The sequence below is a fragment of the Pseudomonas sp. NY15372 genome, from assembly GCF_048068215.1.
Lineage (GTDB): Bacteria > Pseudomonadota > Gammaproteobacteria > Pseudomonadales > Pseudomonadaceae > Aquipseudomonas > Aquipseudomonas guariconensis_A.
In genome coordinates, this window is record NZ_JBLUPY010000008.1 from 138405 (window position 1) to 157138 (window position 18734).

Annotated in this window: 21 protein-coding genes and 1 pseudogene; all 22 read left to right on the forward strand. The window is 62.4% G+C overall.

Features of this window, described 5'->3' with window-relative positions:
- Window positions 1-707: 707 nt before the first annotated feature.
- The 22 genes and pseudogenes from ACNFG0_RS09055 to ACNFG0_RS09160 all read left to right on the forward strand — a co-directional run bounded on the left by ACNFG0_RS09055 (window position 708) and on the right by ACNFG0_RS09160 (window position 18693).
- Window positions 708-1226, forward strand: coding sequence for a phage regulatory CII family protein (locus ACNFG0_RS09055; protein WP_416764502.1), 519 nt, complete (start codon window positions 708-710; stop codon window positions 1224-1226).
- Window positions 1108-1437 carry a TraR/DksA C4-type zinc finger protein gene (locus ACNFG0_RS09060; RefSeq protein WP_416764503.1) on the forward strand — a complete coding sequence of 110 codons (330 nt, stop codon included), beginning with the start codon at window positions 1108-1110 and terminating at the stop codon, window positions 1435-1437. Before ACNFG0_RS09055 ends, ACNFG0_RS09060 begins: the two co-directional genes overlap by 119 nt.
- The gene (locus ACNFG0_RS09065; RefSeq protein ID WP_416764504.1) at window positions 1427-3646 is read left to right on the forward strand and encodes a VapE domain-containing protein; all 2220 of its coding nucleotides are present in this window, start codon (window positions 1427-1429) and stop codon (window positions 3644-3646) included. The genes ACNFG0_RS09060 and ACNFG0_RS09065 overlap by 11 nt, the downstream gene beginning before the upstream one ends.
- On the forward strand, window positions 3643-4005 hold the full coding sequence (locus tag ACNFG0_RS09070; RefSeq protein WP_416764505.1) for a hypothetical protein: 363 nt from the start codon (window positions 3643-3645) through the stop codon (window positions 4003-4005). Before ACNFG0_RS09065 ends, ACNFG0_RS09070 begins: the two co-directional genes overlap by 4 nt.
- A gap of 511 nt (window positions 4006-4516) precedes the next feature.
- Complete coding sequence (locus ACNFG0_RS09075) at window positions 4517-4864, forward strand: phage holin family protein (protein ID WP_416764506.1); 348 nt, start codon at window positions 4517-4519, stop codon at window positions 4862-4864.
- Between the two features lie 160 nt (window positions 4865-5024).
- Window positions 5025-5606: a terminase small subunit gene (locus tag ACNFG0_RS09080; protein ID WP_416764507.1), complete on the forward strand. Its 582-nt coding sequence runs from the start codon at window positions 5025-5027 to the stop codon at window positions 5604-5606.
- Window positions 5607-5610: 4 nt separating this feature from the next.
- On the forward strand, window positions 5611-7644 hold the full coding sequence (locus ACNFG0_RS09085) for a phage terminase large subunit family protein (RefSeq protein WP_416764508.1): 2034 nt from the start codon (window positions 5611-5613) through the stop codon (window positions 7642-7644).
- Window position 7645: 1 nt separating this feature from the next.
- A complete protein-coding gene (locus ACNFG0_RS09090; protein ID WP_021785548.1) occupies window positions 7646-7852 on the forward strand; it encodes a phage head-tail joining protein in 207 nt (68 codons plus the stop codon).
- Complete coding sequence (locus tag ACNFG0_RS09095) at window positions 7849-9342, forward strand: phage portal protein (RefSeq protein WP_416764509.1); 1494 nt, start codon at window positions 7849-7851, stop codon at window positions 9340-9342. The genes ACNFG0_RS09090 and ACNFG0_RS09095 overlap by 4 nt, the downstream gene beginning before the upstream one ends.
- Window positions 9339-10496, forward strand: a complete 1158-nt coding sequence (locus tag ACNFG0_RS09100) for a head maturation protease, ClpP-related (RefSeq protein WP_416764510.1) — start codon at window positions 9339-9341, stop codon at window positions 10494-10496. The genes ACNFG0_RS09095 and ACNFG0_RS09100 overlap by 4 nt, the downstream gene beginning before the upstream one ends.
- A 2-nt stretch (window positions 10497-10498) precedes the next feature.
- Window positions 10499-10846 carry a head decoration protein gene (locus ACNFG0_RS09105; protein WP_186678573.1) on the forward strand — a complete coding sequence of 116 codons (348 nt, stop codon included), beginning with the start codon at window positions 10499-10501 and terminating at the stop codon, window positions 10844-10846.
- A 62-nt stretch (window positions 10847-10908) separates the two neighbouring features.
- Entirely contained in the window at window positions 10909-11904 is a 996-nt protein-coding gene (locus ACNFG0_RS09110) for a major capsid protein (protein ID WP_416764511.1), read from the forward strand.
- Window positions 11905-11906: 2 nt separating this feature from the next.
- The gene (locus ACNFG0_RS09115; RefSeq protein ID WP_416764512.1) at window positions 11907-12221 is read left to right on the forward strand and encodes a hypothetical protein; all 315 of its coding nucleotides are present in this window, start codon (window positions 11907-11909) and stop codon (window positions 12219-12221) included.
- On the forward strand, window positions 12218-12871 hold the full coding sequence (locus ACNFG0_RS09120; protein WP_416764513.1) for a hypothetical protein: 654 nt from the start codon (window positions 12218-12220) through the stop codon (window positions 12869-12871). The genes ACNFG0_RS09115 and ACNFG0_RS09120 overlap by 4 nt, the downstream gene beginning before the upstream one ends.
- On the forward strand, window positions 12864-13397 hold the full coding sequence (locus tag ACNFG0_RS09125) for a hypothetical protein (protein ID WP_416764514.1): 534 nt from the start codon (window positions 12864-12866) through the stop codon (window positions 13395-13397). The genes ACNFG0_RS09120 and ACNFG0_RS09125 overlap by 8 nt, the downstream gene beginning before the upstream one ends.
- Window positions 13394-13954 carry a phage baseplate assembly protein V gene (locus ACNFG0_RS09130; RefSeq protein ID WP_416764515.1) on the forward strand — a complete coding sequence of 187 codons (561 nt, stop codon included), beginning with the start codon at window positions 13394-13396 and terminating at the stop codon, window positions 13952-13954. Before ACNFG0_RS09125 ends, ACNFG0_RS09130 begins: the two co-directional genes overlap by 4 nt.
- A 42-nt stretch (window positions 13955-13996) precedes the next feature.
- Window positions 13997-14230 (forward strand): hypothetical protein, encoded by a 234-nt coding sequence (locus ACNFG0_RS09135; RefSeq protein WP_416764516.1) that lies wholly within the window; start codon window positions 13997-13999, stop codon window positions 14228-14230.
- Between the two features lie 4 nt (window positions 14231-14234).
- Window positions 14235-14561 (forward strand): GPW/gp25 family protein, encoded by a 327-nt coding sequence (locus tag ACNFG0_RS09140; RefSeq protein WP_416764517.1) that lies wholly within the window; start codon window positions 14235-14237, stop codon window positions 14559-14561.
- Window positions 14558-15439, forward strand: coding sequence for a baseplate assembly protein (locus ACNFG0_RS09145; protein WP_416764518.1), 882 nt, complete (start codon window positions 14558-14560; stop codon window positions 15437-15439). Before ACNFG0_RS09140 ends, ACNFG0_RS09145 begins: the two co-directional genes overlap by 4 nt.
- Window positions 15439-16047: a phage tail protein I gene (locus ACNFG0_RS09150; protein WP_416764519.1), complete on the forward strand. Its 609-nt coding sequence runs from the start codon at window positions 15439-15441 to the stop codon at window positions 16045-16047. The genes ACNFG0_RS09145 and ACNFG0_RS09150 overlap by 1 nt, the downstream gene beginning before the upstream one ends.
- Window positions 16040-16834, forward strand: a pseudogene (locus ACNFG0_RS09155) (phage tail protein); the annotation flags it as partial. The gene ACNFG0_RS09150 and the pseudogene ACNFG0_RS09155, both read left to right, overlap by 8 nt.
- Window positions 16835-18276: 1442 nt before the next feature.
- Window positions 18277-18693, forward strand: a complete 417-nt coding sequence (locus tag ACNFG0_RS09160; RefSeq protein WP_416764520.1) for a phage tail assembly chaperone — start codon at window positions 18277-18279, stop codon at window positions 18691-18693.
- The last annotated feature ends 41 nt before the right edge of the window (window positions 18694-18734 follow it).

An 18734-nucleotide genomic window follows, 5' to 3' on the forward strand; every position in this document is an offset into this window, starting at 1 on the left:
AAGACCCTAGCGTTTCACTCCTTAAGTCGTTGGCTCAGCAGAGTGAAGGCTTTGTGACCATTGAGGCGGTCCTTCGTCATTATCGAATTTTGGGTCCGATAAGGCCTGTTACGCGAAAAAAAGGCGACCTGAAGGTCGCCTGATTTCCCCCGGTTGTACCACCACAGTGCTACCGGGCCGCCTTCAAGATGAATGGGCACACCACTGCAACCACTTACCTTGAACGCGGGTTCCCAGGCACGGGGTTCCTGGTTGCCGCCTTCTCCACCACAGATAGGACGACGGGTGCCGCCAGTCCAATGGACTCGCCGGCAGTGACTCTCTTACAAGCCACGCGGCGAGTGTAACACCACCGCTCGTCGCAGGCACTGGCAGCCTTTGGGTCGTACTGCCAGGTGCCTAAAGGGGAGGCGAGTGATTGCCCCATTGCTCGGCAGTAGCCCCACATGCTGCCTGATCGCGTGAAAGGTAGGCGGGCACACCACATAGGTCCGCTTGCCTTGATCGCACCGCCCAGGCAGGGAGCCTAGGTGTCGCCTCCTTCACCACGGGAGGCAACTGTTTCGCCAGGGGCGATCGACGGAAGGACTCCCCGGCCCGAGGCCGTATCAGCCTTCGCTGTCCGGCTATTTACTCTCTTACATCGCTATGCGGCGCACACCACCACTGCACGCCGCAGGCACTGGCTACCGACAAGGACTATTGCCATGAGCCGATCCGCAATGAGCTGCATCGAGCGCGCCAAGCGCGAAGTGCTGCCGCTTGAACTCTCGCTGTATCACGCTGTACGTGATTACCCAGGCGGTGCTGCCGCCATCGCCGCCACCACCGGCCGCAACGCCACTACCCTCCAGCACAAGCTGTCTCCCACCCATCCGACCCACATCGTCAACGTCCAAGAGTTCGGCGAGATTCTCGAGTTGACCAAGGATCCGCGAATCCTCGACTCGGTGCATGCCTTGGTTGGCGACACCATCTGGCAAGAGCTCTCCGGCGCCTACAGCCATGACGTTCCCGAAACCCTGACCATGGGCCTGGCGGAGTTCTTCCGCCAGGTCGCCAACTTGTCCGAAACCTGGGCGCGCAGCATCGGCGACGGCAAGGTCGATGATCGGGAACTCGCGGAGATCCAGCAGCAAGTCTTCCGGGGCATCCAGGGCTTGCTCGGCATGTATCGCCGCGCTGAATACGTCAACCAGACTACTCGGGGGGCGCATCGTGGCTGATATTGCTGATTTGGCGAATGATCGCGCCCAGTGGCACTTGGACTTGGCGCTGGCAGCCCGTAAGCCCGCCCCTCTGCGCCTCTCTCTTGAGGAGTGCGTGGATTGTGATGAACCAATCTCTCTGGCGCGTCGGTTAGCTGCCCCAGGCTGCATGCGTTGCACGGATTGCCAGGTCTTGAACGAGAAACAAGGGGCTCGTCATGCTCGATAAAGTTCTCGACCAGTTGCACGACTACGGCCTACAGCCTGATCAGCCCCTGATCTTCGGCAAGCTGACCCGTTGCCGCACCAAGGACGATAAGGGCAAAGAAAAGAACGGCTGGTATGTCCTACATGAGCATCTGACAGCGAAAGGGCAAGCCCTGATCTTCGGCAGCTTCGGTGATTGGCGCCTCGGTGAAACGCAGAAGGTGAAGACCGACGGTCGCGGGTTGACACCGGAAGAGCGTGAGGTGATGCGCGCCCGTCAGGCCGACGCCAAGCGGCGTGCGGCGGAGGTCGCTGCCAACGCGGCACGTCGTGCGGCCAAGCGTGCGGAAGCGTTGTTCAGCCGCATGCCCGAGAAGGGGCGTAGCGCCTACTTGGATCGCAAGCAAGTGGTCGGCTTCGGCATTCGTTATGCCCCGAAGTCGGGCGCGGTGCTCGTCCCGATGCAGAATGCGCAGAACTCAATCGTTGGCCTGCAAGTGATCTACCCGGAGGTGCAAGAGGATACTGGGCGCGACAAGTCCTACTGGCCACACGGCATGGCGAAGGAGGGCGCGTTCCACATGATCGGTGGACACCCCGAGCCGGGTGAGCCGGTGCTGGTGTGTGAGGGCTACGCCACCGGCGCTAGCCTGCACATGGCGACTTCCCAGGCGGTGGCGATCGCCTTCGATGCGGGCAACCTGATGGCGGTCGCCAAGCACATGCGCGAACGCTTCCCTGGCCGGCCCATCATCATCTGTCGCGATGACGACTGGAAGACTAAGCGTCCCACGGGCGAGCCCTGGAACCCCGGTGAGGAGAAGGCCAACAACGCGGCGGTAGTGGTCGGTGGCCAGGTGGTCGGCCCGATCTTCTCGGTTGAGCGCGAGGTCAAGTGGACCGACTTCAACGACCTGCACTGCGCCGAAGGCCTCGAGGCGGTTCGTCGACAAGTCACGGCGGTGATCAAACCCCCGGCTACCGGGGGGTGGAAAGACATGCTGGCCCGGACTGAGAGCGGTGCACTTATCGCCCATATGCAGAACGTCGAGCTGATCCTATCCAACGATGAGCGGTGGAGCGGGGTGATCGGGTACAACGCCTTCAGCTCAAAGATCATGCGCCTGCGGGCGGCGCCCTATGGCGGTGAGCCAGGTGAATGGAGCGACATTGATGACATGCGCGTGATGAAGTGGTTGGCCCAGCAGAAGAACCTACGGGTGAAGGCTTCTCACGTCGTTGAGGCGGTGAGCATTGTTGCCCATGACAACGCTTATCACCCAGTGCGCAGCTACCTCGCGAAGCTGGAATGGGATCGTGTACCACGCCTGGAACGCTGGTTGCATGAGATCTTTGGTGTCCCCCGCAATGAGTACAGCGCCAAGGTCGGGAAGCGCTGGATGATCTCGGCGGTGGCTCGGGTCATGAAGCCCGGCTGTAAGGCGGATGCCGTCATGATTCTCGAGGGCGCTCAGGGTGAAGGTAAGTCCACCGCCTTGGGGATCCTCGGTGGGGAGTGGTTTATGGACACGCCATTTACCCTCGGCGACAAGGATGCATTCCAGGCCATTCGGGGTAAATGGATCATCGAGCTGGGCGAGCTGGACAGCTTTAACAAGGCCGAGAGTACCAAGGCCAAGCAGTTCTTCTCGGCCTCCATCGACACCTATCGCGAAAGCTATGGGCGAAGAACGAGCGATGTGCCACGCCAGTGTGTTTTCGCGGGCACCACCAACCAAGATGAATATCTCAAGGATGCCACCGGTAACCGGCGTTATTGGCCGGTCGCCTGCGTCAAGGTCGATCTGGAGGCGTTGCGGCGAGTCCGTGACCAGTTGTGGGCCGAGGCGATGTTCTGCTACCAGGCCGGTGATATCTGGTGGGCCACCCGCGAGGAGGAGGAACTGTTTACGACCGAGCAGGAAGAGCGCTTCGTGGTGGATGAATGGGAAGGGCCGATCCTCAAATGGCTGGAGGAATCGCAGGTCGGGGAAACGGTCACTGGGAGCGAGGTGCTGGGACAGGCGCTCAACCTCGACCCCGGCCACTGGGGCAAGCCCGAGCAGATGCGTGTCGGATCGATCATGCACCGCCTTGGGTGGCGGCGTAAGCGACTGGCGGCGTTGCCGAAGAGCGGCAAACGGCCTTGGGCGTACCAGAAGCCCGAAGGGTGGGGGCGCACCAGTGCCTTGGAGCAGCAACCGCCAGCGCCGAAGGAGGAGTGCTTTTGATCAAGCATATCGATGAGATGCTGAAGCTGTGGGCGCAAGAGCTCCATGCACCTGAGCCCTGTCATTCGACAGGCGGTGTTGGTAGCATGCTCGGCCTGTTGATTGAGTGTAAGGGTGATCTTGTCCGTGGTACGCGAGGCAGCAGGGTGCTGCTGGATGAGTCTGCGGACATCGAGATCATCGTGAACAAGCATCTGACACCGGAGCTTTACCTGGTGGTTCGTGAGCACTACTGCAACGCCGACAGCGAGCTGTACCAAAAGTACCGGCACTGCGGGTGTAGCCGGGACACGTATTACAAGCGCTTGCATGAGGCACACGTCTGCATCGCAGGCTTGCTCATGGGGCGAGCGGCATGAGTCGCCACCCGAGGTCCCACCGTCCCGCTGTGGTCCTGCCGCGTTTTTTGCAGGCCAGCCCAGCTCCAGCCCGCGCAGCTCGCGGGCTGTCCCACCGTCCCACCGCTCACCCGAAGGCGCGCACATAGGGCGCATGCAACGCGTTACGCGCGCGCTGCGCGCAGCGTGCTCTTAATCTCCCTCTTTACACGGGGAATGGTTAAAAACAGTTAGACAGTGGGACAGCCCTTGATTCTCAAGGGCTCCACAGGTCCCACCATCACCGCTCCCTTTGGGACTTATGGGGCACCGCTACAGTGAAGCTAAGCCGGGGTGGTGTATTCCCCCGACATTTGCCAGACATTCACCGGGCGTTTACCCCTTATTGCCGGGTGGCATTAAAACTCGCTTGCTGCCACCGGAATCGACCTGTAAAAAGTACCCATCTTCGAGACGTGCGGGCGCAAAAAGCAGTCCGCCAAACACAGCAAACCCGGCCATCGCGCCGGGTTTTTTGCATTTGGGGAACGGGATGACGAACGAACAACAAGCGCTTGCCGAGATGCCGGTCTGGCTAGTGATTATCCTCGCCCTGGTCGGCGGGGTATCCGGCGAGATGTGGCGCGCGGACAAAGCGGGTGTCCGGGGCTGGGCACTGGTTCGACGCATCGCCCTGCGGTCTGGCGCCTGCGTGGTCTGCGGGATGGCAACGATCATGTTGCTGTACTCCGCAGGCGCATCGATCTGGGCTTCGGCGGCATTCGGTTGCCTGACTGCAATGGCCGGTGCTGATGTCGCCATCGGTCTGTACGAACGCTGGGCTGCCAAGCGCCTGGGCGTTTGCGAGATGCCGCCGCGGGGCAGCGAGCCGGGTCAGTGAGCTGGCCGCGCCCCTGGCAGGGGCCGGGGACCCTGGCAAAAATCGGGGGGTACGGGACGGGAAACCCGCGGTTCTTCGTTAGCGGGAGGTTCACCAGCTTAGTGAACTGCGGTGAACTGGTTAACCCCTTGAATTCATTGGGTGAACTGGACATTTCGGCATGCAATATCTGACTAAATCGGAGTTCGCCGCCCGACGCGGCTGGTCGAAATCCTACGTTTCCAAGCTGGCCAGCCAGGACCGGCTGGTGCTCACCGCCGACGGAAAGGTCGACGTGGAGGCCACCGAGGCGCTGCTGGCTGAATCTGCCGACCCAAGCAAGGCCGCCGTCGCGGCCCGGCATGAAGAAAACCGGGTCGAGCGTGATGTGCGCAGCCACCTCCACCCAGGCGGCGACACACCTGCGGTGCAGCCACTGGTTCAGCAGCCCGGCAAGGGCCTGGACTTCCAAAAGGCGAGGGCGCATCGCGAGTTCTACCTGGCCCAGCTCGCCGAGGCTGAGTTCAACAAGGTCCAAGGCAACCTGGTCGAGCGGAAGGCGGTGGAAGACGCCGCCTTCGCTGCGGGTCGCACCCTTCGGGATCTGATGTTCGGTCTTGCTCCACAGCTCGCAGCCGAGCTGACAGGCATGAGCGATTCCTGGGAAATCGAAAAACACCTCGCGGGCGCATTCCGCCAAGTCTTCGACGACGCGGCGAAGATGAGCGGCGCCGATCTCAACCAAGCCATGACACAGAGCTGAGCCTATGCCCACCGGATACGCGGACGGTGCGAAGGTGTACCGCGAAGCGTATGGCCGGGGGCTGAAGCCCGACCCTGAATTGTGGGTGGATGAATGGGCTGACGAGTACATGCGGATTCCGCGTGATACCGGTGCAGCCGAGCCCGGCAAATATCGCACGGCGCGGACGCCCTATGCCCGTGAACCCATGCGCTGCCTATCTCCAGCGCACCCCTGCAAGCGCGTCATCACCATGGTCGCCTCGCAGCTCATGAAAACTCAGATCGCCCTGAACTGGATTGGGGCGCTGATCCACATGTCTCCCTCCAACATCCTGACGTTGCTGCCCAGCCTGGCCTTGGCCAAGCGGGTGTCAGCGCGGATCGGTAAGACCATCAACGTCACACCAGAGTTGAGGGCCCGCGTGGCGGCCTCCCGGTCACGGGATGCCCGCAACACCATGGATACCAAAGAGTTCGAGGGCGGCACGCTATACGCAACCACGGCTGGCTCGGCCTCCAACCTGGCGGAGCTTGCGGCTAAATACATCTACGGCGATGAGATTGACCGCTGGGATGTAGACGTCGACGAAGAGGGTGACCCCATCGAGCTGGCAGAGACGCGGGGCAGTACCTTTGGGCGCAACGCGAAGTTTTACTTCTCCAGCTCGCCAACCATCAAGGGGGCCTCTCGCATCGCCGATCTATTTGAGACGAGCGATCAGCGACATTACTACGTGCCCTGTCCAACCTGCGGTCATATGCAGGTCTTGGAGTGGGAGCGTCTGCTGTACTCCGATGACTTCCAGACCGTCCATTACAAGTGCTCCTCCCCTGACTGCGATGTACTGATCGAGGAGCATCACAAAGGCGAAATGCTCGCCAAGGGTGAATGGCGCTCGCACGCGAAGGGCGACGGTGAAACGGTGGGTTTCCACCTCAATGCTCTATACGCCCCGCTCGGCTGGACATCATGGGCTGACCTGGCCAAGCAATTCGAGAAGGCCAAGCGCGCCCAGGACCGAGGCGACCTCGAGCCCATGCAGGTGTTCTACAACACCCGTTTGGCGAAGGTGTGGGACAGCGCGGTCGAGCAGACCAAGGCTGAAGTCTTACAGGCCCGGGCGCTGCAGGAGAACTATGTGCTCGGTACCTTGACCATTGGCGTGCTGGTATTGACCTGTTCCGTCGACGTGCAGGCCAACCGCTTGGAGGTAATGGTCATCGGCTGGGGCGCTGGAATGGAGCGCTGGATCGTTGACTTCAAGGTGATTCCTGGTGATCCGGCAGACCAGCGCACCTGGGATTTGCTCGATGAGCTGTTGAAGGCTCGTTACCGCCATCCTTGCGGTGTCGCCCTGGGCATTCTGGCTACCGGCATCGACTCCGGTGGTCATCACACCCATGAGGTCTACCAGTTCTGCCGTGTGCGCCGTTGGCGCAACGTCTTCGCGTTGAAAGGTGCAAGCAAGCCTGGGCGCCCCGTGATCGCTCAGCGCCCCTCTCAGGTGGATGTCACTTGGCGAGGGCAGACCGAACGCAACGGCGCCGAGCTGTGGATGGTCGGTACCGACACGGCCAAGGACTGGATCTACAACCGTTACAGCTTCGAGTCGGGGTCTGGTGCTGTGCACTTCGCCAAGGACCTGCCGGACGAGTTCTTCCAGCAGTGCGTGGCCGAACGCAAGATCGCCCGCTACGTGAAGGGATACAAGCGAATCGAGTGGGTGAAGGGTAAGGCCGACCGCAACGAAGCACTGGACCTCCAGGTGTACAACCTGGCCATGGCGTACTACCTCGGCCTGCATCGTTACGGCGAGCAGGACTGGGAGAAGCTGCGCCAGGCCCTGGCCCAGGCGAACCTGTTCGATGACCCGACACCTGCGAAGCCGCCGACTATCGAGCAAGAGGACGACGACGCCGATGAGGAAATCGAGTCGCAAACCCCGACTCAGCCCCCAGCCCGGCCCGCTCCTACGGCCCCGCCAACGCCGCCTCGTCCGGCACCTCAACCAATGCAACGCCGCAGCTCAAGCAGCGGCTATCTGAAGAGACGCTGACATGGCATACACCCAGGCACACCTCGCGGCTGTCGAAGGTGCGATTGCCCGTGGCGAACGGATCGTTCGCTACAGCGACCGCACCGTCGAGTACCGAACTGTGGATGAACTGATCAAGGCCCGCGACCTGATCCGCACCGAGCTGGCCCAGGCGGCTGGTCGCCGCTCTCGCGTGGTTCGGCTTTACCATGGAGGTAAGGGCTTGTGAGCGGTCGCTATATCTCCACACGCTCTGGCCTGCTGGTGCCTGAGCGCATCAAGGCCAGCTACGAGGGCGCCGCCGAAGGGCGGCGTTCTTCTAACTGGGATGCCCCGGATACGGGGCCAAACAGCCTGATCATGCCTGCCTTGCGCAACCTGCGCTCCCGCTCGCGGGCAGCAGTGCGTAATGACCCGTATGCGGCCAACATCATCGACAAGCGGGTCAGCAACCTGATCGGTACTGGCATCACGCCTCAACCTCGGTTGCTCGACAAGGCGCTGCGCAAGGCCATGCAGGTGCTGTGGGAGGATTGGGTGGACGAGTCGGACGCGGACGAGCGCACCGACTTCTACGGTCAGCAGGCGCTGGTAGCGCGTACGGTCGAGCAGTCGGGCGAGTGTTTCGTGCGATTGCGGCCGCGCCGGCTGGAGGATGGACTGGCGGTCCCGTTGCAGGTGCAATGCCTTGCACCTGAATTCGTGCCGCACGACAAGTTCGAGGTGACGCGCTACGGCAATACGGTCCGGGCCGGGATCGAGTTCAACAGCATCGGGCGCCGGGTGGCGTACTACTGCTATCGCAACCACCCCAGCGACAAGGCCTCGCTCAACGCCGGACACAACCTGCTGGTGCGCGTTCCGGCCGAGGAGATGTTGCACATCTTCGAACCACTGGAGCCCGGCCAGTTGCGCGGGGTGCCCCGGTTGGCGCCGATCTTGAAACGCCTGCGTAGCCTGGACAACTACGATGACGCGGTGTTGTTTCGCCAGGAAGTGGCAAACCTGTTCGCGGGCTTCGTTCGCAAGCCAGCGCCGGACGGGCCAGGGCTTCCGCCGATGGACATGGTCACCGGCGCGCCGGTGGTTCATGACCGTGATGCGTTCACGCCCATGGTGGCGTTGGAGCCCGGCACCATGCAGGAACTCGGGCCGGGCGAACAGGTGGAGTTCTCCGATCCGCCTGATGGCGGCAACAACTACCCCGACTTCATGCGGCAGCAGCTCATGGCTGCAGCTGCAGGGGCAGGCCTGCCCTACGAGCTGATGACCGGCGACATGCGCGACGTGAATGACCGGGCGATTCGTGTGGTGCTCACCGAGTTCCGCCGACGCTTGGAGCAGCTGCAGTTCCAGGTGTATGTCCACCAGCTATGTCGCCCTGTGCGCGCTGCCTGGATGGACATGGCCGTGTTGGCCGGGACTCTGGATCTGGACGACTACGGGCTGCGGCGGCGCGAGTACTTGCGCACCCGGTGGGTGCCGCAGGGCTGGGCCTACATCCATCCCGTTCAAGACGTTCAGTCGCGGATGCTCGAGGTTGGGGCGGGCTTCGCCTCGCGCACCGAGATGTGCCTTCGTTCCGGCACAGACGCGGAAATTGTGGACGAAGAGAACGCCGCAGATATCGCTCGGGCTAAGGACCTGGGCCTCAACTACAGCAGCTTGTCGGCCATCAAGGATGAGCCGGATGAGCCCGACGAGAAGGGGAAAACATGAAACCGTTGATGCCGTTTTGCATCTTCAACAAGGCCAAGTCTGCGCCGCAAGTCGAGGATGGGCACTGGTACAAGATCGCTGCAGCCGCCGAAGGCGAGGCCGGGTCCAAGGTCATTGAGGTCTATGTCTACGGCGAGATTGGCGCCTGGGGCATCACAGCGAACCAGTTCATCCAAGACCTCAAGGCGGTGGACGATGGCGTTTCGGAAGTGGTAGTGGCGTTCAATACCAACGGCGGCGATCTGTTCGAAGGCCTCGCGATCCACAACGCACTGAACCGGCTGGGTGAGCGCTGTACCGGCCGGGTCGATGCACTGGCGGCCAGTGCCGGCAGCGTGGCGGTATGTGGTGCGCACCGCGTGGTGATGGCATCGAATGCCATGTTGATGATCCACAATCCATATACCTGGGTCGGCGGCGACGCCGAAGACCTGCGGCGGGTGGCGGATGTTCTCGACCAGGCACTTGAGGCCATGATCGCAGCCTATAAAGCCAAGGCGCCAAATATCGATGACGCGGAGCTGCGGCGTCTGGTCGCTGAAGAAACCTGGCTCACTGCCCAAGAGGCCGTTGACCTTGGCTTGGCCGACGAGATCGGTAACGGCATCAAGGTCCAGGCTTGCTTGGGACAGGGGGCCACCTTGGCGCGGTACCGGAACACTCCGCAGGCGTTGCTGGATCAGCTCAAAGCCAGCCAGGCCGAGCCAGAAGCCCCGAGCGAGCCCGCCCCGGACGAGGAGCTCCCTGTACCTACTGCGGCTGACTCAACGGCGTTGGCCTTGATGATCACACAGGCTTGCGCGAAAGCGGGCATCAGTAACTTGGTCGAGCCTCTGATCGCGTCGACCAAGCTGGCCGACGAAGCCACGGTCCAGGCTGCGTTGACTCGCGCAAAGGCCGTACGCGACCTCTGCGTCGCGGCGCGCTTACCCGAGATGGCCGTCGAGTTTGTGGGCGCTGGCCTGGACGCGACGGTGGTTCGGGCGCGGCTGTTCGACAAGCTGGTCGGCTCGGGCAAAGGCTTCGAGATCGACAACACCCTACCACCGGCTGCCGATGAGCCGGAGAAGGTCCAGGCGAAGCTACCTAACCCCAACAACATCTGGTCTGCCCGTCGGCAGGCTGCTCAACAACGCACCGGCAAAGGAGCCTAAGCATGAGCAAAAACTATGTGGAACCGGTGCATGCCGGCGAATTCCTGCTCTCCGAGGGTGCAGGGAAGATCTCTCGCGAAGTCATCGAGCTGGCACCTGGTGCTGCCCTGGTAGCCGGCCAACTGCTCGGTCAGCTCACAGCCTCGGGCCAATTTGCGCCGTACAACCCCGAGGCCGCAGACGGCAGCGAGACGGCCAAGTGCATTTTGTTTGCGTCCGTCGGTGAATCGGATGTAGCCCGGCGCGGCCGAGCGGTTGTTCGCCTGGCCGAGGTCAGCGAAGGGTTGCTGACGGGCCTCGATCTCGATGCCGAGAAAGCCCTGGCGGCGCAATTCATCATCGTTCGCTGATAGCGAGCCAACTCTTTTTCAGCCCCGCCGAGTGCGGGGTTTTGCATTTCTGGAGGGCCTTCATGGCTGACATCGATATTTTTGAAGACAACGCCTTCTCGGTTCCTGCGCTCACCGCGGCGATCAACGAGCAGCCTTATGTGCCTGGACGACTCGCCGAACTGGGGCTGTTTGAGGAAGAAGGGGTGACCACGGTGACCGTCCAGGTCGAGAAAGACGGCGATACCCTGGCCCTGGTGCCAGCGGGCGAGCGTGGTACCTCGGGGCTGGTGGTCAACGGTAGCAAGCGAATCCTGCTGCCATTCAACACCGTCCACCTGCCTGAGCGTTTCGCCATCAAGGCGGATGAGATCCAGGGCATCCGGGCCTTCGGTGAGCAAACTGAGCTGCAGGCGGTACAGGATGTGGTCAACAAGCGCTTGGCGAAGGCCCGTCGCCAGCTGGATGCCACGCATGAATTCCATCGCATGGGCGCGCTGAACGGTTACGTGATGGACGCCGACGGCAGTACGGTGCTGCTCGATATCTATGCTCGGTTCGATCTTGATCCCATCGTGATCCCGATGGAGCTGGCCAACCCGGACACCAATGTCCGGGTCAAGTGCGTGGATGCGCTGGATGCCCAAGAGGAAGCCTTGGGCGCTGCCACCACCAGTGGCGCTCGGGCCTTCTGCGGCAAGAACTTCTGGCGTGCGCTGATCGGACACAAGAGCGTGTCCAAAACCTACGAGGGCACCCAGTACGCTGCGGCCTTGCGCGCTGACGGTCGCGAAACGTTCGAGTTCGGCGGCATCACCTGGGAGCGTTATCGCGGCAAGGTTGGTGGTATCGCCTTTGTCGCAGACGATGAGGCGCGTCTGGTTCCAGAGGGTGTGCCAGGCCTGTGCATCACTCGCTTCGCGCCGGCTGACTACATGGACACGGTCAACACAGAAGGCCTGCCGTATTACAGCCAGTTGGAAATGATGCCGTTCAAGAAGGGCGTGGCCGGTGAGGCCCAGTCGAACCCGCTCCACCTGGTGACCCGACCTCGCGCCATTCTCCGCCTGAAGCTCTGACCATGGGCTTCCGGGACCTGATAACCGACGTTGACACCACGGTGTTCGAGATACTGGGCGACCCCGTGCTGATCGAGGGGCGGGAGGTACTTGGCATGTTTTCAGTCCCTTGGTTGCAGCCCAAGGTCGGCCAGATGAGAACCGCGTTGCGTGAGCCTCACCTGGTCATCCGCGTGCAGGACAACGTCGGCATCGAAGTGAAGCACAAAGTGTTTTTCGCCGTGCCGGCCGAAGACGGTGGTGGCCACTACCTCATCACCGGTATTGAACCCGGTGGCGATGGGCTGGTGACGCTGATCTTGAGGAAGACAGCATGAGCGTTGGTAGCTACCACAAGCAGTCGGCCAGCAGCGGTTTGATCTCGCTGCGGGCCGACCCGCAAGACGTGAAGGGCTTCCAGAACTTCGCGAAGTTGGTGCCAAAGGCTGTTGCCACAGCCCAGCGACGGGCGATCAACAAAACACTCGGTTGGCTTCGCCGCCGGATTGCTCGTGATGTGGGGCAGCAGGAGCGCATTGCGATCTCTGCAGTACGGCAACGCCTCAAGGCCTTCCCGGTGTCCAGCAATGGCCAGGGCCGGCTGTGGTTCGGCATCAACCCCATCGAAGCCAGTCGAGCAGGCCGGCCCCGGCAGACCCGTACGGGTGTGTCGGTCGCTGGTCGCCGCTATCAAGGCGCGTTCTTTCGGCGCGTCTATGGCGGCAACCCGGATATCTGGATCCGCACGGCCAGCAAGCACTTCGATTCGAAGGACTATCCCGACAGCGAACTCGGCGGGCGTCGAACGGGCTGGATCAACGAGAACGACAGCCGCTTCCCCCTGGCCAAGGCCAAGATCTCGCTCGAGGAAGTCCGGTCGCACTTCGAGGCCTGGACCAATCGAGCGCATGAGCGGCTGCTTGTGGTGATGGAGCAGGAGCTGAACTTCGAACTGCAGAAATTCCTACGGAGAACAGGCAATGGATGACAGCCCGATTCCCCTCGGTGAGGTGTACACCGCTATCGAGGAGCACATCAAGGACGGGATCCCCGGTCTGGCCTATGTCGGGACCATGCCGGAGGGTATCGATGTGGTAACCCCACCAGCGGTGGTGCTCGAGCTGGTTGGGTTTAATGACGCCGACAAGGATCCTGGCACGGGTGAGGTTGCCGTCGAGGCGCGCTTCGAGGCGCGGGTCATCGTCGGGCAGGAGGAACCCAATTGCTTGCATGTCGCAGCCTTCGTCGCGGCCCAGTTGACGGTGCTTCTGCGCATGCAGTCCTGGGGCCTTCCGGTTGAGTTCGCGGAGTTCGTGCGGGCCGAACGCGACTGGAGCCGTCCTGAGCTGGACAGCTATGCGGTGTGGGTCGTCGAGTGGAGCCAGGTCATCTACCTGGGCACGGAGGAATGGCCCTGGCCGAACCAGCCGCCGGGCAGCCTGGTGTTCGGCTTCAGTCCTGATACCGGGCCTGGCAGCGAAGGGCAGTATCAGCCACCGGAGGCCATGGAATGAGCTATGCCAGTGCGCAACATGACCGGATGCTTTCCAGCATGGTGATCCCGTGCCGGGTGGTGGCGGTCGATCTTGCCGCTGCCATGGTGCGGGTGACCGATGGCGGCGATTGGACCAGCGCCTGGGTGCGCTGGCACAGCCAGGCGGCAGGCAAGGCCCGTCACTGGCGGGCGCCCAGTCTGGGCGAGCAGGGCGTGTTGTTCAGTCCCAGCGGCGAGCCTGCCCAGGGCACATTCGTGCCGGGCCTGTACGGCAATGCCGGCGCGCAGCCGGACAACCGCGATCACGTCGAAGTCTGGCGTTTCCCCGACGGTGGCCAACTGGTCTACGACTGGGAGGCCGGCAGCTACACGATCAAGGTGCCATCCGGCACGGTCACGGTGGAAGTCGGCGGCACGAAGGTGGTGGCCACCGACGACGCCATTACAGCCCAGTCCACCAACATCACCCTCACCGGTAACGTGAGGATTGTTGGCCCGTTGACGGTGACCGGCGACATCAACGGTGGTGGTCGCATCATCGACACGGCCGGCAACACGGCCAACCACAAACACTAAGCCAGGCCCGCTGATGCGGGCTTTTTTGTATCTGGAGGAATCATGGCCAAGCCTGAAAAAGACACACCAGAGCTCGCGGCGCCGCTGACGGTTGAGAAGCCCGAGCCGCCTAAGTCGGTGACCTTTCGCGACAAGGAATACACCTACCGCACCCTGATCCTGCCGGGTAACCGCTCGTTGTCGGTGGCGCGGGGGCAGGTGACGGTCGACGGCGACGACGCCGTGGCTGTGGCCTTCCTCCGCAAGCGTCCTGACTTCGAGCAGGTGCGGGAGTAGGCCCATGATCGGAATGGATCGCCGCACGGGGCAGCCGCTGTCCGGCCTGGATCATCTGCGGCAGTCCATCGAAGACATCCTGACGACCCCAGTCGGTAGCCGTCGCATGCGGCCGGAATACGGCAGCCAACTGCGCCGCTACGTCGACCTGCCTGTGAATGAAGGTTGGAAGAGCGCAGTTCAGGCCGAAGTTGCCCGGGCCTTGGGTCGCTGGGAACCGCGGCTGCAGCTGGAGCGCGTCCGGGTGACAGCGGTGCTCGACGGCCAAATCACGATGGCGTTGGTCGGGACGTACCTGGGTGATGGTGTGGTGCTGGAGGTAAGCGCATGAGCACGATTGATTTGTTGGCGTTGCCTGCGCCGGAGGTGCTGGAAAGCCTCGATTTCGAGGAGGCCTACCAGGCCGACCTGGCCCTGTTCCGCGAGGCCATGGGCGAGAACTGGTCAGCGCCCTTGGAAAGTGATCCGATCACCAAGCTCCTCGAGCTGGTGGCGTTCCGGCGTGTCGGCAACCGGGCGCGAGTCAACGACGCCGGCAAGGCGCTGCTGCTGGCCTACGCCAAGCGCTCCGACCTCGACCACCTTGCCGGGAACGTTGGCCTCCAGCGCCTGGTGATCCAGGCAGAAGACCTCGACGCGGTACCGCCAGTACCGGCGGTGCTCGAGGAAGACGACGCGCTGCGGGAGCGAGTGCAGCTGGTGTATGAGGGGCTGACCACGGCCGGGCCGCGAAACAGCTACATCCTGCATGCTCGCAACGCCTCAGGCCTGGTGGCGGACGCGACAGCAGAAAGCCCGGCCCCGGCCGAAGTGGTCGTGACGGTGCTGTCCCTGGAGGGCAATGGCGCTGCCTCCCCGGAGCTGCTGCAGGCGGTCGACGCCTACCTCAGTGACGATGACATTCGGCCAGTGGCTGATCGCGTCACCGTGCAGAGCGCGCAGATCCTGCCGTATCGGGTGGATGCCAAGGTGTTTCTGGGCGGTACCGGCCCTGAGAACGAAGCGGTGCTGGCCGAATGTCGGCGCCGATTGGCAGCCTGGATCAACCCTCGGCGCCGGCTGGGAGTTGAGGTCGCCCGCTCAGCGATCGATGCCCAATTGCACATCAGCGGGGTGACCCGTGTTGAGCTACCAGGCTGGGTGGACATCCGGCCCACTAAGGCCCAGGCGGCGTGGTGTGAGGGTTTCACAGTAGAGCGGGGTGACTGATGAACAGTTTGCTGCCGCTCAACAGCACCGAGCTGGAGCGGGCCGTGGAGGTCGCTTCGGTCGAGCTGACCGAGGTGCCGTTGCGCACCCTGTACAACCCCGACACCTGTCCAGCCCATCTGCTGTACCAGCTGGCCTGGGCATGGTCGGTTGACCGCTGGGACGAAAACTGGCCCGAGGCGGTCAAGCGCTCGGTGATCCGCTCATCGTTCTTCATCCACTCGCGCAAGGGCACCATCGGTGCACTGCGCCGCGTGGTGGAGCCGTTCGGCTACCTCATTGAGGTGATCGAGTGGTGGCAGACCGAGCCTCGCGGCGTGCCCGGCACATTCGCCCTCAAGGTCGGGGTGGCTGAGGAAGGCATCAGTGAGGAGACCTATGAGGAGTTGTCTTGGCTGATCGATGACGCCCGGCCAGTGAGCCGGCACATGACGGGGCTCGCCATCAGCCTCGAAACCCGAGGCCAGATCAACCTAGCCCCTTCGATCTACGACGGTGACGAGCTGGACGTGTACCCACCTCAGGCAATCGACTTGGAGGTCTCCGGCGAGATTGGCCGTGGCGGCCGTGAACACACCATCGACACATTGGAAATTGCACATGGTTGACCAGACTTCACAGTTTTACGCGATCCTGACCAATATCGGGGCCGCCAAGCAGGCCAATGCAGACGCCCTGGGCATCGCTTGGAAAATCACACAGATGGGCGTCGGTGATGCCAACAACACCGACCCTACGCCGAATGCCAATCAGACCAGCCTGATTAACGAATGGCGCCGGGCGCCGCTCAACCAGCTCAAGGTCGACGACAAGGACGCAGCGATAATCGTGGCGGAGCAGGTGATTCCTGCCGAGGTCGGAGGTCGCTGGATTCGCGAGATCGGTCTGTATGACGCCGATGGCGACCTGGTGGCGGTGGCCAACTGCCCGCCAACTTATAAGCCGCAGCTCAACCAGGGCAGCGGCCGCACCCAGGTGGTGCGCATGAACCTGGTGGTCAGCAGTTCCAGCAACGTAGAGCTCAAGATTGACCCGGCCGTGGTGCTGGCCACTCGCGAATGGGTCACCAGCGAGCTGCACAAGCAGGACTTCAAGCATTCGGTGCTGGCGGCGACCACGGCCAACATCGCCTTGACAGGCCTTCAGACCATTGACGGCGTGGCGCTTACTGCCGGGGCCCGCGTGCTAGTGAAGAACCAGGCCGCCGGTAAGGACAATGGCCTGTACACCGTTGCTGCCAGCGCCTGGACGCGCTGCCCTGATGCCGACGTCAGTACTGAGGTGACGCCAGGCCTGCTGGTCCTAGTAGAACGCGGTACCGTCAACGGCGATAGCGCATGGCAATTGGTGACCGACGCCCCAATCACCGTTGGCGTGTCCGCGCTCGTGTTCGAAATGGCGTTCGGGCGCAGTGGCGTGGCTGCTGGAACCTATCGCAGCGTCACGGTCGACAAGTATGGACGGGTCGTCGCGGCGACCAGTCCCACCACCGTGGAGGGGTACGGACTGACGGATGCTTACACCAAGACCCAGGTGGATGATCTGCTCGGGACGGCAGGCTGGGGCGCAAAAGGCGTCTCGGGCAGCAACATCCCTGTCGGCACCAACCTCAACGCGATGACCGTACCTGGCTCCTACGGGCAGCCCCAAAATGCTAACGCAACGCTGGCTTTGAACTACCCGGTCGCGGCCGCTGGCACACTGCTGGTCCAGGCGGCAGGCCCGCAGATCACGACCCAGCAATACACCATGTACCTGACCAATCGGATTTTTTTCCGCACCTCCTACGGGGGAAGTTGGGATGATTGGGATGAGATTCCGACGGTCAATTCTCCGAAGCTAACCGGCATCCCCGAAGCACCGACCGCACCTAAAGGGACCAATACCCAACAGGTGGCGACCACGGCGTTTGTTCGGGGCGAGGTGGCAGGCCTTGTGGATTCAGCACCTGGTGCGCTCGATACGCTGAAAGAGCTGGCGGCGGCGCTGGGGAACGATCCCAATTTCGCGGCAACGGTGCTGAACGGCCTGGACAGCAAAGTAAACGTTGCGGACAAGGCAACCAAGCAGCTTGCCGAGGCCGGCGTCGATAACGTCAAGTGGATGACGGCTCTTTCGACGCTGCAATCCATCATCAAGCAGTTGAACAACATCGGTCTTGGGATCACCAGTGCGCCGCTGTTGCCATCCTTTGAAGCCGTTGTGCCTGGAGGCTTTTACTTGGCCTATTCCGGAGGGGCATCTAATCCGACCCCCGGAGGGCCTCCGTCTATCGGTAATAACGTCCTAGGGGTTTTCGCTATCACCCCGCGTCAAGATGGCAGTCACTTCATCGCTATAGAAAATGGTGGTGCCTCGTCGGTGCGTCGGATCTGGTTCGGCCAGTACAACCTAATCAACGGCGTTCCCACTATGTTCTGGTCGTATGCGCTGACTTCTGACCACATCGCTACCCAGGATCAGGTTGACACTGGTGCTGCGGACGATGTGCTCGTCACACCCAAGAAGATGCGCTTCGGCGCGATCTGGTCCTTTGCCCCGAACGGCTATTTCTTCCTGCCCAAATGGCTCGGGGGTTTTGGGTTGCAATGGGGAATCAGGGCGGCCGCTATCCCCTCTTCAGACTCGGGTGCGGTCAGTTTTCCGATGAGTTTTGCCTCGGTGTTTCAGGTGATGGCCATCCCCCATGGGACCGCTCCGCTGACGACCCCTTTGACCTTGAAAACCGGGGCTCCAACACTCACTGGCGTGACGTTCTATGTCGACGGCCCGGTGGGCGGTGGCGGTAACGTCACGCCGCGCTGGCTCGCTCTTGGACGGATTTAAAGGAGTAACTGATGGAACGCTTGTATTCGCAATCGACTGGCTGCTGCTACTTCGTGGGCATCCATGGTGAAGTCCCGGCCGACGCGGTGCCGATCAGCGACGAACTCTATCAAGAGGTCATCGCAAATCCGGCCCCGAACACTCTCCGGGCGCACAAAGATGGGCTGCCGTACCTGATCCCGGTAGCGCCAGATTGGGCCGCGCAGGAGCGCGCCTGGCGGGACGGCCAGCTGACCGCGACCGAATGGCTGGTGAATCGCCACCGCGACGAACAGGACATGCAATCGCCGACCACCCTGAGCCCGCAGCGGTTCGCTGAGCTGCTGCTGTACCGCCAGGCCTTGCGCGATTGGCCCCAGTCTGGCGCCTTCCCCGAGTCGCAGCAGCGTCCTGTGGTGCCGTCCTGGGTCGCTAGCCAAACCCAATGACGCCCCGCACCGACGGGGCGTTTTCTTTTCCGCTGTACCAC

Excerpts from the sequence above, each read along its gene's own strand:
- ACNFG0_RS09075 (WP_416764506.1), top strand. The coding sequence starts at position 4,517 with ATGACGAACGAACAACAAGCGCTTGCCGAGATGCCGGTCTGGCTAGTG.
- ACNFG0_RS09105 (WP_186678573.1), top strand. The coding sequence starts at position 10,499 with ATGAGCAAAAACTATGTGGAACCGGTGCATGCCGGCGAATTCCTGCTC.
- ACNFG0_RS09130 (WP_416764515.1), top strand. The coding sequence starts at position 13,394 with ATGAGCTATGCCAGTGCGCAACATGACCGGATGCTTTCCAGCATGGTG.
- ACNFG0_RS09080 (WP_416764507.1), top strand. The coding sequence starts at position 5,025 with ATGCAATATCTGACTAAATCGGAGTTCGCCGCCCGACGCGGCTGGTCG.
- ACNFG0_RS09120 (WP_416764513.1), top strand. The coding sequence starts at position 12,218 with ATGAGCGTTGGTAGCTACCACAAGCAGTCGGCCAGCAGCGGTTTGATC.
- ACNFG0_RS09065 (WP_416764504.1), top strand. The coding sequence starts at position 1,427 with ATGCTCGATAAAGTTCTCGACCAGTTGCACGACTACGGCCTACAGCCT.
- ACNFG0_RS09145 (WP_416764518.1), top strand. The coding sequence starts at position 14,558 with ATGAGCACGATTGATTTGTTGGCGTTGCCTGCGCCGGAGGTGCTGGAA.
- ACNFG0_RS09160 (WP_416764520.1), top strand. The coding sequence starts at position 18,277 with ATGGAACGCTTGTATTCGCAATCGACTGGCTGCTGCTACTTCGTGGGC.
- ACNFG0_RS09150 (WP_416764519.1), top strand. The coding sequence starts at position 15,439 with ATGAACAGTTTGCTGCCGCTCAACAGCACCGAGCTGGAGCGGGCCGTG.
- ACNFG0_RS09085 (WP_416764508.1), top strand. The coding sequence starts at position 5,611 with ATGCCCACCGGATACGCGGACGGTGCGAAGGTGTACCGCGAAGCGTAT.
- ACNFG0_RS09115 (WP_416764512.1), top strand. The coding sequence starts at position 11,907 with ATGGGCTTCCGGGACCTGATAACCGACGTTGACACCACGGTGTTCGAG.
- ACNFG0_RS09110 (WP_416764511.1), top strand. The coding sequence starts at position 10,909 with ATGGCTGACATCGATATTTTTGAAGACAACGCCTTCTCGGTTCCTGCG.
- ACNFG0_RS09135 (WP_416764516.1), top strand. The coding sequence starts at position 13,997 with ATGGCCAAGCCTGAAAAAGACACACCAGAGCTCGCGGCGCCGCTGACG.
- ACNFG0_RS09060 (WP_416764503.1), top strand. The coding sequence starts at position 1,108 with ATGATCGGGAACTCGCGGAGATCCAGCAGCAAGTCTTCCGGGGCATCC.
- ACNFG0_RS09100 (WP_416764510.1), top strand. The coding sequence starts at position 9,339 with ATGAAACCGTTGATGCCGTTTTGCATCTTCAACAAGGCCAAGTCTGCG.
- ACNFG0_RS09140 (WP_416764517.1), top strand. The coding sequence starts at position 14,235 with ATGATCGGAATGGATCGCCGCACGGGGCAGCCGCTGTCCGGCCTGGAT.
- ACNFG0_RS09055 (WP_416764502.1), top strand. The coding sequence starts at position 708 with ATGAGCCGATCCGCAATGAGCTGCATCGAGCGCGCCAAGCGCGAAGTG.
- ACNFG0_RS09125 (WP_416764514.1), top strand. The coding sequence starts at position 12,864 with ATGGATGACAGCCCGATTCCCCTCGGTGAGGTGTACACCGCTATCGAG.
- ACNFG0_RS09090 (WP_021785548.1), top strand. The coding sequence starts at position 7,646 with ATGGCATACACCCAGGCACACCTCGCGGCTGTCGAAGGTGCGATTGCC.